Origin of the sequence: Pseudoalteromonas sp. MM1 (assembly GCF_030296835.1) — a bacterium.
In the GTDB taxonomy this organism is placed as follows: Bacteria; Pseudomonadota; Gammaproteobacteria; order Enterobacterales; family Alteromonadaceae; genus Pseudoalteromonas.
This window is the reverse complement of record NZ_AP027922.1, coordinates 1,938,183-1,954,571: the sequence shown is the minus strand read 5'-3', so window position 1 is coordinate 1,954,571 and position 16,389 is coordinate 1,938,183. Positions and strand designations below refer to the sequence as shown.

9 protein-coding genes are annotated in these 16,389 nt (G+C 40.1%); all 9 read left to right on the top strand.

Features of this window, described 5'->3' with window-relative positions; translation table 11 throughout:
- Positions 1 to 193: 193 nt before the first annotated feature.
- The 9 genes from QUE46_RS08830 to QUE46_RS08790 all read left to right on the top strand — a co-directional run bounded on the left by QUE46_RS08830 (position 194) and on the right by QUE46_RS08790 (position 16,389).
- On the top strand, positions 194 to 2,287 hold the full coding sequence (locus QUE46_RS08830) for a DUF1302 domain-containing protein (RefSeq protein ID WP_286244470.1): 2,094 nt from the start codon (positions 194 to 196) through the stop codon (positions 2,285 to 2,287).
- A gap of 13 nt (positions 2,288 to 2,300) precedes the next feature.
- Complete coding sequence (locus QUE46_RS08825) at positions 2,301 to 3,665, top strand: DUF1329 domain-containing protein (RefSeq protein WP_286244469.1); 1,365 nt, start codon at positions 2,301 to 2,303, stop codon at positions 3,663 to 3,665.
- Between the two features lie 127 nt (positions 3,666 to 3,792).
- Positions 3,793 to 4,788, top strand: a complete 996-nt coding sequence (locus tag QUE46_RS08820) for a YCF48-related protein (protein WP_286244468.1) — start codon at positions 3,793 to 3,795, stop codon at positions 4,786 to 4,788.
- Complete coding sequence (locus QUE46_RS08815) at positions 4,788 to 7,109, top strand: RND family transporter (RefSeq protein ID WP_286244467.1); 2,322 nt, start codon at positions 4,788 to 4,790, stop codon at positions 7,107 to 7,109. The genes QUE46_RS08820 and QUE46_RS08815 overlap by 1 nt, the downstream gene beginning before the upstream one ends.
- A 213-nt stretch (positions 7,110 to 7,322) precedes the next feature.
- The gene (locus QUE46_RS08810; protein ID WP_286244466.1) at positions 7,323 to 12,164 is read left to right on the top strand and encodes an NAD-glutamate dehydrogenase; all 4,842 of its coding nucleotides are present in this window, start codon (positions 7,323 to 7,325) and stop codon (positions 12,162 to 12,164) included.
- Between the two features lie 117 nt (positions 12,165 to 12,281).
- Positions 12,282 to 13,292: a quinone-dependent dihydroorotate dehydrogenase gene (pyrD, locus tag QUE46_RS08805; RefSeq protein WP_286244465.1), complete on the top strand. Its 1,011-nt coding sequence runs from the start codon at positions 12,282 to 12,284 to the stop codon at positions 13,290 to 13,292.
- Positions 13,293 to 13,422: 130 nt separating this feature from the next.
- Positions 13,423 to 13,953, top strand: coding sequence for a cell division protein ZapC (locus tag QUE46_RS08800; RefSeq protein ID WP_286244464.1), 531 nt, complete (start codon positions 13,423 to 13,425; stop codon positions 13,951 to 13,953).
- Positions 13,954 to 14,042: 89 nt separating this feature from the next.
- Positions 14,043 to 16,160, top strand: a complete 2,118-nt coding sequence (gene rlmKL, locus QUE46_RS08795; RefSeq protein WP_286244463.1) for a bifunctional 23S rRNA (guanine(2069)-N(7))-methyltransferase RlmK/23S rRNA (guanine(2445)-N(2))-methyltransferase RlmL — start codon at positions 14,043 to 14,045, stop codon at positions 16,158 to 16,160.
- Positions 16,153 to 16,389 (top strand): glutaredoxin family protein, encoded by a 237-nt coding sequence (locus tag QUE46_RS08790; protein ID WP_286244462.1) that lies wholly within the window; start codon positions 16,153 to 16,155, stop codon positions 16,387 to 16,389. The genes rlmKL and QUE46_RS08790 overlap by 8 nt, the downstream gene beginning before the upstream one ends.

The window sequence follows — 16,389 nt, the reverse complement described above, 5'->3', positions numbered from 1 at the left end:
TTGTTCTATTGTTAATTTACGTGTATAAATTATCTGGTATGACGTCTTACCAATACGTAAACGTCAGCTAATAAATAAAATAATTGATTGAACGCGACCAGTTGTAATTTTTTATAATCGCTTCTATCGTTAAGATTACACTAAAAACAATAACTTGATCACACATAATTACCCACGACAGGGGGGATACACAATGATAAGAAGATCGCTTTTTGTTAAAAACAAAATAGCTATAGGTTTAGCAGCCGCAAGCTTAGGTTTATCAGCAGCAGCGAATGCAGCAAGTTTTGAGGTAGGGGGCTTTGATGTTACCTTTGACTCAACTTTTTCCTATGGCCAAAGCGTCCGTGTTGAAGATAGAGATTTCGACATTATTGGTAAAAGCAATAATCCTGCATTTGATTGGACTGGGTATAATCCTTCGTTAAATACAATTTATTCTTCTCAAGATGTGTGGGCTCAGCCAGGCTCATACTCTAATAATGGCGATGCGGGTAATCTTAATTTTGATAGCGGTGATTCGTTTTCAAAATTACTGAAAGGAACACACGACCTTTCAATAAGTAAAGATAACTACGGCTTATTTACGCGATTTATGTACTTTTACGATTTTGAGTTAATGGATGGTGATAGAGCCTACGTTAATCCAACCTCAGGACAAGGCGTAGATCCATGTGATGATGATGACACAAAAGAGCAAAGCTGTGCCGACATCCGTTTATTAGATGCCTACGTTTGGGCAAATTTTGACTTAAACGATGGCAATAACCCGCTGTCAATTCGCCTTGGTCAACAAGTAGTCAACTGGGGTGAGAGTACACTTATCTCTCATGGTATTAACGTAAACCCAGTTGATATTGACCGCTTAAAAGCGCCAGGTGCTGAACTTAAAGAAGCATTTATTCCTGTAGGTATGCTTTGGGCGTCATTAGGGATCACTGAAAATATTACTTTAGAAGGTTTTTATCAGTACCAATGGCATGAAACACGCCTACCGGCTGCGGGTACTTATTTTTCTACTAATGACTTTGCAGCAGAAAACGGCTATCAGCAAAATGTACAGTTAGGTTTTACCTCAAACCCTGATATTGATATGGCATTTTTAACCGACAGCCTTAATAACCTTTATACTAATTTTGCTCAGGTAGCCGCTGCACAGGGTATTGACCCGACAAGTGCAGAAGGCCAAGCTCTGCTTGCAAATATGTATTTAGCTCATCCAACTAAAGTTGCGCTTAAAGGTAAAGGTGATAACGGTAAAACAGAGCCAGATGACGGTGGCCAATATGGTTTACGTTTAGGTGTGTTTTTACCTGAGTGGAACGACACAGAAGTGGCGTTATACCACGTAAACTACCACAGTCGTCGCCCGCTAATTTCTGGTCGTGTATCTAACTTTTCGCAAGCTGCGATCGCACAAGATTTAGCGATGATTGCAACAACAGAAATTACAGATGACAATGTGGCAGATTTAGTTGCGTTTTCAAAAGCAGAAAATGATTACCCAGAAGATATTAAACTTTACGGTTTAAGCTTTAACACCACAATTGGCGAAACCGCGTTTGCTGGTGAGTTTGCATTTCGTAAAGACGAACCATTACAAATAGATGATGTAGAATTACTTTATACCGCAATGCCTGAACAATTGGCGCTGGCTGGTATTCGCCCAGACTTTGCGGGTATTTCGCAAATGAGTTTTGGTGATGCGATTAGCTCTGTTGCGGCAGGTGAAGTTGCGCAAGGTTATATTGAACGCGACACATCACAAATTCAATTTACTGCAACACATCTATTTGGTCCGTCATTGGGTGCTGATAGCTGGGCTGTAGTAGGTGAAGTAGGTGCTGTGAAAATTCATGACATGCCTGATTACGACGAAATGCGTTTAAATGTGTCGGGTACTGGCCGAAGCGGTATAATCACAGGGCCAGGCACTACTGACTACACAACATTACAACTAGGTCTTTCTAATGGCCCAGAAGAAAAGTCGTTTGCTACGGCATCATCTTGGGGTTATCGCTTAATAGCTAAAGGTGATTACTTTAACCTTTACAATGGTATTAATTTCTCTCCACGATTTGTATTTTCTCATGATGTAAACGGTAACACACCTGATCCTATGTTCTTGTTTATTGAAGACCGTAAATCGTTGGGTGTAACGATGAACTTTAATTACCAAAATGCATGGTCACTTGATGTGAGCTACAACTCATTTTGGGGTGGTGGCGATATCAATACTTTCTCAGATCGTGACTACGTTTCTTTCAATTTAAAATATTCTATATAGGGGTAATATTAGTATGATTAAAAAACCTACCCTCATCGCTACCGCTTTGTGTAGCATGTTTTTAAGTTCAGCGGCAATGGCAAAAATGAGCGCTGAAGAAGTTGCACGTTTAGGACAAGACTTAACGCCATTTGGCGCAGAAAAAGCTGCCAATGCTGATGGGTCTATTCCAGCGTGGAATGGCGGCATTACATCTGCACCAGAAGGTTATGAGCCAGGTATGCACCATTTAGACCCGTATTCTGCGGACAAAGTGCTGTTTACCATTGATAAAACAAACCTTGATAAGTACAAAGCTAACTTAAGCCCTGGTCAAATTGCTTTATTTGAAGCATACCCAGATACGTTTAAAATGCCTGTTTATGAAACGCGCCGCTCTGCGTCTTACCCACAGTTTGTATACGATGCAACAAAAGAGTTTGCAGCAACGGCTGAGCTTATTGAAGGTGGCAATGGAATTAAAAATACCGCAATTGGTATTCCATTTCCTATTCCTAAATCTGGCTTAGAAGCAATTTGGAATCACTTATTACGTTACCGCGGACAATCAATCGAGCGTTTTGGTGGACAAGCTGCACCCACTGCATCGGGTTCGTATAATTATGTAGGCTTTGATGAGCAGCTACTGGTTAAATATTCTGACCCTAAAGCGACTCCGGCTGAGCTACAAGACTCAAACATTTTGTTTAAATTTAAGCAAAAGGTGACAGAGCCTGCACGCCTAGCGGGGACAGCGCTACTTGTACACGAAACCATGGATCAAATATTAACCCCTCGTCAAGCGTGGACATATAACTCAGGTCAGCGTCGTGTTCGTCGTGCACCAAATGTTGCATATGATGCACCAGGTACAGCCGCAGATAGCCTACGTACTACCGATGATTTTGATATGTTTAACGGCTCACCTAATCGTTACAACTGGACGCTAAAAGGTAAGAAAGAGTTATACATTCCGTACAATAGTTACAAGTTACACAGTGATAAACTAGAGTACGATGACATTTTAAAACCAGGCCACATTAACCCAGAGCATACACGTTATGAAAAGCACCGTGTTTGGGTTGTTGAAGCTAACTTAAAAGATGATACACGCCATATTTATAAAAAACGCGTGTTCTATATTGATGAGGATAGCTGGCAAGTACAAGTGACCGATATTTATGATAATCGCGACCAACTTTATCGTGTAGCAATGGCATATGGCTTAAACTACTACGAAGTACCTACGCAGTGGAGTACCTTAGAAGTGTATCACGATTTAAATTCGCGCCGTTACTTAGCTATTGGTTTAGATAACCAAGAAAAAATGTATGATTTTTCAGAGTCATTTAACGATAACGAATTTACTTCAAGCGCATTACGCCGTGAAGGTAGATAACAACGTAATATGCAGCTAACAGCCCGTTAGCTGCTTTTTTCTTTCTCATCGCGTTTGTTTATACGACACGCAGGATTTTCCTCAGCAAACAGACAAACAATTCTTCAGTTCAAGGCGATTAAAATTTATGAAGTATTTGGTATATGCCAGCCTGATCATAAGCGGTGCGAGTATTGCACAAGATGCACCTCAGTATGCTATTAGCGCAATTAACGCAAATAAAACCCTACTAACTGATATTACTAATACAGGTGCTGGTTTAGTGGCTGTAGGTAAGCACGGTACGGTAATAACAAGCAAAAACGCTGAGCAATGGCAGCAAGCGCAAAGCGTACCTACACAGGTATTGTTAACTGCTGTCGACTTTTCTAATGAAACTCATGGATGGGCGTGCGGGCACGATGCCACAATAATTAATACCACCGATGGTGGTTTAAATTGGCAATTACAACAAGCAAAGCCAGAGCTTGATAAGCCGTGTTTAGATATTTACTTTGAAGATGACTTAACTGGTTTCGCTGTTGGCGCTTATGGCATGTTTTATCAAACTAATGATGGCGGCAAGCACTGGCAAAAACGCTTTTTAGACTCTTTACTGTTTAGTGAAGACAGAGAGTATTTGAATGATTTGAAAGAAAATGATCCTGAAGGCTACGAGGCCGAAACAGCATCTATACTGCCTCATTTTAACCGTATTGAAAAAACAGACAGTGGTTTGATGTTAGTCGGTGAAATGGGGTTAATGGCCAAAAGCAGTGATAACGGCCAAACATGGCAACGCCTTGATGAAATTTACCCAGGTTCTTTTTTTGCGGTTGCATCAGATCCGCAGCAAGAGATTGTGGCGGGGCTCAGAGGAAATGTATTTGCTAAAAATAAAAATGAACAACAATGGCATCATTACGAAAATGTTAAAACGGCCACGATTAATAACATTATAAATTACAATAATGAGCATTGGTTACTGCTGGCAAATAGTGGTGTGATCTTTCATTTAAAAGACGACTTACTTACACATGAACAACGCCCTGATGGTAAAGCTATTCTTGATGGCGTAATAATTAATAATAAATTGGTCATGGCAACAGAAGATGGCATTAAAGTGAAGGAGTTGACCCCTTAATGCATACGTTTTTAGATTTTTTAGAAAAAGCGGTGTTTAGACACCGGACTATCATGTTAATCGCTTTTGCGCTAATCACATGTTTTTTAGGCTATAAAGCCACTCACATTGAATTAGACGCCTCGTTTAACAAAAATATACCGCTAAATCACGAATACATGAAAGTGTACACTAAACATGAAAAACAATTTGGTGGAGCAAATAGCATTTTAATTTCGGTGTGTGATGACAGTGGCAACATTTTTAACCCTGAATTTTTCACCCAATTAAAAGCAGTACACGATCAACTGTATTTTATTCCTGGCGTAAACCGCCCATTAGTTAACTCTATTTTTGCGCCCAGTGCGCGTTTTGTCGAAGTGGTTGAAGATGGTTTTGCTGGCGGCCCAATTATTCCTGCAAACTTTAAAGCCGACCAAAAAGGGTTAGCTGTTGTTAAAGAAAATATTGAAAAAGCAAAAGTAGTAGGACGCATGATTGCCAGTGATTACTCATGTGCAATGGTAACCGCTCAGCTACTAGAAACCGACCCGCAAACTCAGCAAAAGCTTGATACACTTGCATTCGCAGAAAAGTTAGAAACGCAAGTAAGAGACCCTTTAAGTACAGATAAAGTCAGTATTCATATTATTGGATTTGCCAAAATGGCCGGCGATATTGCACAAGGGGCAAAAGGGGTTGTGCTATTTTTTGCTATTGCCATTGGTTTTACCTTTATTATGGTATGGCTATTTTGTGGCAGTTTAAAGCTCACTATATTACCTATAGCGTGTTCAATTATTGCTGTAATTTGGCAAATGGGTTTATTGTCGAGCCTAGGCTTTGGGCTCGATCCTATGTCTATATTAGTGCCGTTTTTAGTATTTGCGATTGGCGTAAGCCACGGCGTACAGATGATCAACGCCATAGGTAAAAAAGTAGGCGAAGGTAAAAGTACGCGCATTTGTTGTCAATCAAGTTTTAGAGCATTACTTGTACCCGGTGGTATTGCACTGCTTTCAGACACGGTAGGCTTTTTAACCCTGCTGACTATTGATATTGGTATTATTCGTGAACTTGCAATCACAGCAAGTTTAGGTGTAGCGGTTATTATATTTACAAATTTAATTTTATTGCCTGTATGGGCCTCGTATATGAATTTTGCCAACAGTGTGCATATTCAATCAGGCGATACGCAAAAGCCAAATATGCTAGATGCAATACGCGATTTACTAGTAAAAGCCACAGACCCTAAAACAGCAAAAATTATTATTGGTTTTACATTGGTGTTATTTGCACTGGGTTTCTGGCAAGCTGATAAAATGCGAATAGGTGATTTACATGCTGGTGCACCCTCACTGCATCAGGATGCTCGCTACAATCAAGATACTTTTTTAATATCGGACAAATACACCATTTCATCTGATATTTTAAAAGTGATTGTTGAGGCTTACCCTGCAGCGTGTACAGAACACGATGTGATGGAACGTATTAGCCGTTTTCAATACAAGGTAGAAAACGTGCCAGGCGTACAATCGGCGGTGAGCTTAAGCTCTGTGGCGCAATCGGTTAATGCAGGTTACAACGAAGGTAACTTAAAATGGCAAAGCTTACCGCGTAACTCTGCTAGTTTAGTGCAATCAACAGCTCGTGTAGAAACCAGCACAGGGCTTCTTAATGGTGATTGCTCTGTAATGCCTGTGATTATATTTTTAGATGATCACAAAGCAAATACAATCGATACCGTTATTCAAAGTGTTAAGCAATTTGCACAAGAAGAAGGCAGTGATAAATTAGCCTTTAAATTAGCGTCGGGACCTGTTGGGGTAATGGCAGCCACGAATGAGTCTGTTTCTGCAGCACAAATTCCGATGATGCTTTACGTTTACGGCGCAGTTATTATTTTGTGTTTATTAAGCTTTAAGAGCGTAAAAGCGACAATCGCAGTGGTATTACCTTTGTATATTGTATCAACGCTTGCACAAGCACTTATGGTGCAATTAGAAATTGGCTTAACGGTATCTACTTTACCTGTTATAGCCTTAGGTGTAGGTATTGGTGTGGACTACGGTATTTATATCCTTTCTTCAATGATGGGCCAACTGAAGCAAAACGTACCGCTGAGCGTGGCGTATCGTAATGCGCTTGTTGAGCGTGGTAGTGCTGTACTGTTTACTGGCATTACCCTTGCGATAGGTGTAAGTACGTGGATATTCTCTGATCTTAAGTTTCAAGTAGATATGGGTATACTGCTTACCTTCATGTTTTTAGTGAATATGTTAGGTGCGGTACTACTATTGCCAGCAATTGGTAGCCTACTGTGGACCGACCAGAAAAAATAAAGTGAATAATTGTGCTCCTAAATGGCCAGTAATGGTCATTTATATCTATATTTTGTGAATAGATGACCAAATAGCTGAAATGCTTAAAATGTTTTCATCGAAAAGGCTGTTTATTAGCGCTAAAAGGGTTAGAATTTAACTGACTCCACGCTAATAAATGGCTGTACAAATATTCTGCTTAACTACAAGCAGTAATAGATTAAGGAACATACAATGACACGAAATGAAGGCCAAGCCTCGGTTATCCTAGATAATGTCTGTAAGCTTATCCAGAAAAAAGTTCACGCTGATAATGTGTTACTCGTTGAGAAATTCGCCAAAGCCTTGTACAGCAATATGTCTAAAGAGGATTTGGCAAATCGCAATGATAGTGACCTATACGGTGCTGCACTCAGCCTTTGGAATGCACTAGAAAAAAACACTACAGACGACGCAGTAATTCGCGTTTTCAACCCTGAAGTAGCAAAAGATGGCTGGCAGTCATCGCATACAATTGTAGAAATTATTGCTAAAGATATGCCATTTTTAGTAGATTCTGTACGTATGGCTATGACCCGTGAAAATATAGCTTCTCACTTATTACTTCACTGTCCGCTAAAAATTCAGCGTGATGAAAACGCAAAAATTTCTGGTTTATCAAATTTAAAAGCAGAGCAAGAATCGACCTCTACTAAAACAGTGTTCTTTATTGAGATAGACCGCCAAACCGATACATCTGTTATTGCTTCTTTCAAAAAAGAGCTTGAGTCAGTATTGGTTGATGTTTCTATTGCGGTAGATGATTGGCAGCCGATTCGCGAAAAATTAGTCTCTGTTACTAAAGAAGTACCAAAACGTAAACACAATAAAAATAAAAACGAAGTATCTGAAGCCGTAGAGTTTTTAGATTGGGTGGCTAAAGATAACTTTACTTTAATGGGCTATCGCGAGTACGAGCTAACTCCTGTACAAGGTGATTACCAGTTAAAAGGTAAAATGGACACAAGCCTTGGTTTGATGAAAAATGCGACCGATGAACACACTCGTTTATTATCTGAATTACCAGAGTTCGCCCGCCAAGAAGCACTAAGCAGTAACTTATTAGTATTAACAAAAACTAATTCTGTATCGCGTGTTCATCGCCCAGCTTACATCGATTACGTGGGCATTAAACGTTTTGATGATAAAGGCAATGTTATTGGTGAAGATCGTTTTATAGGCCTATTTTCATCAAGCTTTTACAACAACAGTGCAGCTGATGTGCCTGTACTAAAAACTAAAATTAACCGCATTATGGATATGTGTGACTTTGCTAAAGGCACCCATGCTTACAAAGCGGTACTTAATATTTTAGAAACTTACCCACGTGATGAATTAGTTCAAGCCCGCGAGAGCGAGTTACTCGAAGTAGCTATGGGTGTTTTACAAATACAAGAACGTGACATGTGTCGCTTGTTTGTCCGTAAAGACGCCTACGGACGTTTCTTCTCGTGTATGGTGTATGTACCTCGTGAGCGTTATAACACAGCGCTGCGCCGAGAAACTCAAGACATTTTAGCGAACGCCTTTAATTCTGACGAAAAAGTCGAATTTACTACCTATTTCTCTGAGTCAACACTGGCGCGTACTCATTACACCGTTCGTGTGACCGATAACAATATCGAATATAACGTGAAAGACATCGAAAACAACTTAGTAGAAGCTGCTCGTACTTGGGAAGATAAATTACAATCTGCATTGTTAGAGTCAGCAGGGGAAGCCCGCGGTAATGAGCTAAATCGTAAATATTGCAACGCCTTTGCACGCTCTTACAAAGATGAAGTACTACCGAGTGCTGCGGTTGTTGATATTGAAAAACTAGAATTGTTAAACGACGATAACAAGCTAGAAATGCTGTTTTACCGCCCGCAAGAAGAAGCTAACAGTAATATTGTTCGCCTAAGCTTGTTCCATAAAGATGAGCCTATTCACTTATCGGATGTTATGCCAATGCTAGAAAATTTTGGCTTACGCGTTGTAGGTGAAACGCCATATTCTGTAAAAACAAGTGATGGTCGTATCAACTGGATCATGGACTTCTCTATGCTGATCGACAGCAAAGGTATGGCCGACTTTGATAAGATTTCAGCTCGTTTTCGCGCTGCACTAACTAACGTTTGGGGCAACCGCCTTGAAAACGACGGCTTTAACCGCTTAGTCTTAATGGGTGGTTTAACAGGTCGTGAAGCGTCTATATTACGTGCCTACGCAAAATACATGCGTCAAATTGGGGTTACTTTCTCGCAAACCTACATTGAGAGCACGTTTGCAAACTATCCGCATATTGCTGCGCAAATAGTTAACTTATTCGCTAAAAAATTCTCAGTAAAAAGCCCTGCAAGCGCAAAAACGCTTGAGAAATTAAGTGCACAAATATACTTAGAGCTTGAAAACGTAGCGAACCTTGATGACGACCGTATCATACGTTTATACGTAGATATGATAGTGGCAACATTGCGTACCAACTACTTCCAAAAAGATGAAGCGGGTCAGTTTAAATCTTACGTGTCGTTTAAAGTACAGCCTAGCTTAATTCCGGATATGCCGCTTCCGCTGCCAGCATTTGAGATTTTTGTATACTCTCCGCGTGTAGAAGGTGTGCATTTACGTGGTGGTAAAGTTGCGCGTGGTGGCCTTCGATGGTCAGACCGTCGTGAAGATTTCCGTACAGAGGTATTGGGCTTAGTAAAAGCACAACAAGTTAAAAACACCGTAATTGTGCCGGTAGGTTCTAAAGGTGGTTTTGTATGTAAGCAGCTACCGAGTGAACGCGAAGCCTTTATTAAAGAAGGTCAAGAGTGTTACAAAATTTTCATTCGTGGTTTATTAGACATTACCGATAACATTGAGCGTGGTGAAATTGTACCGCCAGCTAATGTAACTCGTCACGATGAAGACGACCCGTACTTAGTAGTTGCAGCCGATAAAGGCACGGCTACCTTCTCAGATATCGCTAATGGTATTGCTAACGAATATAACTTCTGGCTAGGTGATGCGTTTGCATCAGGTGGTTCAGTAGGGTATGACCATAAGAAAATGGGCATAACAGCAAAAGGTGCTTGGGAGTCTGTTAAACGTCATTTCCGTGAAATGGATATTGACTGTCAAACTACCGATTTCACTGTGGTTGCTATTGGTGATATGGCCGGCGACGTATTTGGTAACGGCATGTTATTGTCTAAGCATATTCGCTTACAAGTTGCGTTTAACCATATGCACATTTTTGTAGACCCTACACCAGATGCTGAAACTTCTTACCCAGAGCGTGAGCGCTTGTTTAACCTGCCACGTTCATCATGGGAAGATTACAATAAAGATCTGATTTCAGCGGGTGGTGGGATATTCTCGCGCGCAGCTAAGTCGATTTCTTTGAGCCCAGAAATGAAAAAAATGTTGGGTACTAAAAAAGCAAGCATGACACCGAATGAGTTGATCAAAGCCTCATTAATGATGGAATTTGATTTACTGTGGAACGGTGGTATTGGTACTTACATTAAAAATAGCCACGAAACAGATGCTGATGTAGGCGATCGTGCAAACGATGCGCTGCGCATAAACGGTAAAGACCTTGGCGCTAAAATATTAGGCGAAGGTGGTAACTTAGGTGCAACCCAGTTAGGGCGTATCGAGTTTGCAGCCAAAGGTGGGCGTGTAAATACCGACTTTATTGATAACGTAGGCGGTGTTGCGTGTTCAGATAACGAAGTAAATATTAAAATTTTACTTAACGGCTTAGTTTCAGAAGGTGATTTAACACGTAAACAACGTGATGAGTTACTTTACTCTATGACCGACGAAGTGTCTGAGCTTGTACTTAAAGATTGTTACCGTCAAACTCATACGCTGTCTATTACGCAATCTAAAGGTGCATCAACTCTTAAAGAGAAGATCCGCTTTATTCATGCCCTTGAAAAAGAAGGCAAGCTAAACCGTGCAATTGAGTTTTTACCAACTGATGAAGAGTTGGCAGAACGCGCGGCAGCAGGAAAAGATCTAACACGTCCAGAGCTTTCAGTATTGGTTTCGTACGCTAAAATGGTACTTAAAGAGTCTTTAGTAACGGATGAAATTACTGAAAATCCTTATTACCGTCAGTTATTAGTTAAGTCTTTTCCACGTCCACTACGTGAGAAGTTTAACGATGCGATGGATAACCACCCACTGCGCAAAGAAATCATTGCAACAAAACTGGCGAATAACATCGTTAATGACATGGGCTTAAACTTCATGGTACGCATGAACGAAGAGACCGGTGCTAACGAAGCTGAAATCGCAATGTGCTATTCAATTGCGAGCGAGATTTTTGAAATGCGCGAAACCTGGTCATCAATCAGCGCGCTAGATAATAAAATCCCAGCAGCAGTTCAAACAGAAATGCTTTACCAGTTACGTCGTACAGTTCGCCGTACAACACGCTGGTTCTTACGTCATCGTAATAAGGCACAAACAATTGAACAAGCAATCGAATTCTTTGCTCCAACATTTAAAGATTTAAGCGAAAACTTAAATACCTACATGCAAGATAAAGAGCACGAATGTTTGACTGGTAAAGCAAATGAGCTAGTTGAAAAAGGTGTACCTAAGCAAATTGCTAAGCGTATTATTGACCTTTCTAGTCTGTTCTCTGTTATGGATATTGCTGAAATAGCGCATAATTCAGGCCGCAGTGTGGCGATGGTGTCTAACACTTACTTTAAACTTGGCTCGCGTATGGGCTTACATTGGTTCTTAGACCAAATCACTAATCAGCCTGTTTCTAATCATTGGCAAGCACTTGCCCGTGCATCGTACCGTGAGGAGCTTGATTGGCAACAACGTACCCTTTCTCATGTTGTGTTAAACAGCTTTGAGGGTGACGAAAATGATGTAGATAATCAAATAGATCAGTGGATGGAAAGCCAAGATCTGCTACTACAGCGTTGGAAGCAAATGTTAGCTGAGTTTAAAACGTCGCAAAGCCATGACTTTGCCAAGTTCTCAGTTGCACTGCGCGAATTGATGTTGTTAAGCCATAACTGTGATACATCAGGAAAATAATTTAGCTTTAATTGGTTATTTACTCAGTAAATAATCAGTTAATTGTTAAAATTGTTATACAATACCTCAGCCTAGTCTGAGGTATTTTTTTGTCTGAAATTTAAAGAGGAACAATTCATGTTTTACGATTTAGCCCGCCGTTTTATGTTCACCCGAGATGCTGAATGGGCACATGAGTTTGCGCTTAATAATTTACGCCGTTTTGCACACACCCCTTTAAACGCAGCTTGGTCGCAACAGCTACAAAACAAACCAGTTAACTTTTTAGGCCTTGAATTTAAAAACCCCGTGGGTTTAGCTGCGGGCTTAGATAAAAACGCTGAGTGTATTGATGCCTTTAGCCAAATGGGCTTTGGTTTTGTAGAAGTAGGAACGGTAACCCCGCGCCCACAGGCAGGTAATGATAAGCCGCGAATTTTTAGATTACCGCAGTCAAATGCCATTATTAACCGAATGGGTTTTAATAATAAAGGGGTCGATAACTTAGTTAATAACGTAAAAAATGCTAAGTACACCGGTATATTAGGTATTAATATTGGTAAAAATAAAGATACCCCAAATGAGCAAGGCAAAGACGACTACATTCATTGTATGCGTAAAGTTTTCGAGCATGCTTCGTATATTACTGTGAATATTTCATCTCCAAACACCCCAGGGCTACGTGATTTACAATATGGCGCCGCACTTGATGACTTACTTCAGAGCTTGAAAAACGAGCAGCTTGACTTAATTGCCAAACATAATAAGCAAGTACCCATGTTGGTTAAAATAGCGCCAGATCTTGATCAAATCCAAATTGAGCAGGTTAGCGAGTCACTATTAACTAATCAAATTGATGGCGTAATCGCAACAAATACTACACTTGAACGTAGTGCAGTAATGGGCCAGCAATATGCCGATGAAGCTGGAGGCTTATCTGGCAGCCCAGTAAGAGAGCGCTCTACACACGTTGTTAGCGAACTTAAACGCTTAACACAGGGTAGATTACCAATTATTGGTGTAGGTGGTATTGATGACGCACAATCTGCCCAAGAAAAGCTTAATGCAGGCGCAAATTTAGTGCAGGTTTATACTGGGTTCATCTACAAAGGGCCACAATTGGTAAAATCGATCGTTGATTCCTTATAAGGATCAGTTATGTAAGCTTTTGATCGTTCAATAAATGTTCTAAACAAATGTTTTAAAAATGGTCAAAAGCCGTTATAATCTAATATTAATGTCTTATTAAAAAATAAATTTTTAAACAAGGAGGAGGCAGATGTTACAAGCAACAAAACAATGGCAGTGGATTGCATGTGCAAATAAAAACCGCTTACTGCTTGATTTAAATGACGATATGCAATTATGCACACCGTATAAATTAAGGCAACTTACCGACTGTGTTTTTGAAAACCCACGTTTTAGCTTAGAAGATGCTGCTTTTTATGAGCAAGTATACAATTACTTAGATGGCTTTAATTTGTATACTCCTGCGCAGGTTTGTCAAATTGCGCTTAATGCAACCGCTGTAAAATTTCATTTAAAACCGGTTTTGGCTAAAAGTTGGTTTTTTGAAGAGTACACGGGCACCCAGCCAAGTACAGAAGCCATTGTTAAACTTACCTCTAAAGCACAAACCGGCGAATTTTTAATAGTTGAGCATTGCCCTGATGCGTCAATTTGTTTAAACCTAAGCAACACCTTCAAACTTGATGAAAATTTATCGCTTGAGCAGTTTGAAGTGATTCGTGTTTTAAACAATCGAGTTCATCCTTTATTGCTTGAGCAATACCACACTAAATCAGCTTAGCAAATTTACAGATCGAGCTGCGTTTATCAAGTGTTTGTCAGCCAACCTATGTTATAATCCTGCGCAATTAGCTATTAAGGGTTATTACTTTGCAATTTATCGCACTTACTTCTATCGGAATCGAAAATTTACTTGTTGATGAACTAACAGAATTAGGCGCAGTTGTGTCTAAACAAACTGTGGGTTCTGTTCGCTTTGAGGCAGATTCAACATTGGCGCAAAAGGTTTGTCTATCAACTCGTTATGCAACACGTGTGCTGATGCTTATTGAAGAAAAAGAAGGCGTTAATGATAAAGATAGCTTGTATAAATTTGCACGCTTTCAGCCGTGGCAAGAATGGTTTGGCCCAACACAAACATTTGCTGTCGACTTCAGTGGTACAAACGACGCTTTAAAAAATACCCAGTTTTCAGGATTGGTAATTAAAGATGCGATTGTTGACTACTTTAATGATTTATACGAACAGCGCCCAAATGTAGATAAGCAAGATGCCAATGTGCGTGTTGTTGCGCGTTTAAACCGCCATGGTGTGGCTCTTTACATTGATTACTCAGGTCCTCGTTTATCTGAACGCGGTTATCGCCAAGGCCAAGGTAAAGCCCCTATTAAAGAGCATTTAGCGGCTGCGATTATTAAACGCAGTGGCTGGCTTGAAAATGTAAATCAACCTTTATTTGATCCATGTTGTGGTGCGGGTACTATTTTAATAGAAGCGGCGGGCATGGCCCGTAATGAAGCCCCTGGTTTATTTAGAGAAGGGTTTGCGTTTGAGCGTTTACCTAGTTTTAGAGCGGCTAAATTTAAACAACTTCGTGAAGAGTTAATTGCACAAATTACCGATCCTAAATTGTGGTTAATTGGCCACGATTACGATGCGCAAGTTCTTGATAAAGCCATTGCCAACGCCGAGCGAGCAGAGCTTGGTCATGTTATTAAGTTTAAGCAAAGTGATGCAACTAAGCTTACCTCTGTTGCTAAATTACCCGGCGTGGTTATTTCTAACTTACCGTACGGCGAGCGTATTGGCTCTATGGCCGAGCTGGTAAATTTACACCGCAGTATGGGCGTGGGTTTTAAAAAGCACTTTAATCATTGGAAGCTTGCGTTACTAGGTATGGATGAAAGCCTATTTAAGCTTTTAAAACTGGTTAAACAAAAGCGTTATAAATTTAAAAACGGCCCATTGGATGTAGAGCTAAATTTATATCAGTTAGATGATAAGCAAGTAAGCCTGACAAGCGATGATAAACCGGCGCTTAATTTCGAAGGCTCAATGTCGTTTGCTAATCGTTTGAAAAAGAACAAACAAGGCCTTAAAAATTGGCTTAAACAAAACGAAGTACAAGCTTATCGCGTATATGATGCTGATATTCCTGAGTACAACGTAGCGGTTGACATTTACGGCAACTCTGCTGTTATTTTTGAATATGCCGCCCCCAAAGAAATTGATGAAAAAACATCCCAAAAACGCCTTCAAGATGTGATTAGCTTAACTGCACAGCAGCTAAATATACCACCTGAGAACATCGCAGTTAAAGTGCGTAAAAAACAAAAAGGGGAAGAGCAATACACCCCAATGGCTAAACAAAACCGCACTATGGTGGTGGAAGAATTTGGTGCTAAGTTTAAAGTAAACTTGTTTGATTACCTCGATACAGGGCTATTCTTAGACCATCGTTTAGCACGTCGTTATATTCAGCAAAATGCAAAAGGTAAACGTTTTTTAAACTTATTTGCATACACAGGTACAGCCTCTGTGCACGCTGCATTAGGGGGTGCAAAAGCGATAACCACCGTCGATTTATCAAAAACCTACCTTAAGTGGGGCCAAGATAACTTTGCGTTAAATGATATTAGCAATACCCGTTACCGTTTTGAACAGGCTGATTGTTTAAAATGGCTAGAATACGCACAAGGCCAATACGATTTAATATTTTTAGATCCGCCAACATTTTCTAATTCTAAACGAATGAAAGACGCGTTTGATGTGCAAACGGATCATATAAAATTACTTACTTGGGTTAAAAAAATCTTAAGTCCTTCAGGTACGTTAATTTTTTCTAACAACAAACGTGGTTTTGTTATGGATGAAGTCGGTTTAATGGGGCTAGGTTTAAAAGCTGAAAATATCTCTGATAAAACGTTATCACCTGATTTCAAACGCAATAAAAAAATACACAACAGTTGGTTAATTACCCATGGCTAGTTATGTTTTATACCATACCGATGGCTGCCATTTATGTGAGCAAGCCGAGCAGGTGTTATTGTCGGTTTTAGGTAATAAAAACGAGCTAGAGCTAGTCGATATTTTGACTGATGAGCAATTAATAGCACGGTTTCAGTTAAGTATTCCCGTATTTAAAAACAAAACTGGCCAACACTTGTATTGGCCGTTTGATGCACAAACAGTGCATGAATTTTTAGCGCAAGAATAA

Excerpts from the sequence above, each read along its gene's own strand:
- QUE46_RS08830 (WP_286244470.1), top strand. The coding sequence starts at position 194 with ATGATAAGAAGATCGCTTTTTGTTAAAAACAAAATAGCTATAGGTTTA.
- QUE46_RS08825 (WP_286244469.1), top strand. The coding sequence starts at position 2,301 with ATGATTAAAAAACCTACCCTCATCGCTACCGCTTTGTGTAGCATGTTT.
- QUE46_RS08820 (WP_286244468.1), top strand. The coding sequence starts at position 3,793 with ATGAAGTATTTGGTATATGCCAGCCTGATCATAAGCGGTGCGAGTATT.
- QUE46_RS08815 (WP_286244467.1), top strand. The coding sequence starts at position 4,788 with ATGCATACGTTTTTAGATTTTTTAGAAAAAGCGGTGTTTAGACACCGG.
- QUE46_RS08810 (WP_286244466.1), top strand. The coding sequence starts at position 7,323 with ATGACACGAAATGAAGGCCAAGCCTCGGTTATCCTAGATAATGTCTGT.
- pyrD (WP_286244465.1), top strand. The coding sequence starts at position 12,282 with ATGTTTTACGATTTAGCCCGCCGTTTTATGTTCACCCGAGATGCTGAA.
- QUE46_RS08800 (WP_286244464.1), top strand. The coding sequence starts at position 13,423 with ATGTTACAAGCAACAAAACAATGGCAGTGGATTGCATGTGCAAATAAA.
- QUE46_RS08790 (WP_286244462.1), top strand. The coding sequence starts at position 16,153 with ATGGCTAGTTATGTTTTATACCATACCGATGGCTGCCATTTATGTGAG.